The following is a 560-nucleotide window of genomic DNA, read 5'->3' as shown; positions in this document are numbered from 1 at the left end:
TGTGGGCACTTGCCGGCAAGGGATAAGGCGTCGATTAAGGAGGTGATCCAGCCGCAGGTTCCCCTACGGCTACCTTGTTACGACTTCACCCCAGTCATGAACCACACCGTGGTGATCGCTCCCCCGAAGGTTAAGCTAACCACTTCTGGTGCAGTCCACTCCCATGGTGTGACGGGCGGTGTGTACAAGGCCCGGGAACGTATTCACCGTGACATTCTGATTCACGATTACTAGCGATTCCGACTTCACGGAGTCGAGTTGCAGACTCCGATCCGGACTGAGGCAGGCTTTCTGGGATTGGCTCCACGTCGCCGTCTCGCAACCCTTTGTACCTGCCATTGTAGCACGTGTGTAGCCCTACCCGTAAGGGCCATGATGACTTGACGTCGTCCCCACCTTCCTCCGGTTTGTCACCGGCAGTCTCCCTAGAGTTCCCGACCGAATCGCTGGCAAATAGGGACAGGGGTTGCGCTCGTTACGGGACTTAACCCAACATTTCACAACACGAGCTGACGACAGCCATGCAGCACCTGTCACTCGGCTCCCGAAGGCACTCCGCC

Annotated in this window: 1 rRNA gene; it reads right to left on the bottom strand. The window is 57.7% G+C overall.

What is annotated here, in order from left to right:
- Positions 1-35: 35 nt before the first annotated feature.
- Positions 36-560, bottom strand: a 16S ribosomal RNA gene (locus ACFOEV_RS02675); the annotation flags it as partial.

Origin of the sequence: Litchfieldella rifensis (assembly GCF_042646605.1) — a bacterium.
In the GTDB taxonomy this organism is placed as follows: Bacteria; Pseudomonadota; Gammaproteobacteria; order Pseudomonadales; family Halomonadaceae; genus Litchfieldella; species Litchfieldella rifensis.
The sequence above is the reverse complement of the archived record's forward strand: the minus strand, read 5'-3'. Positions and strand labels throughout refer to the sequence as shown.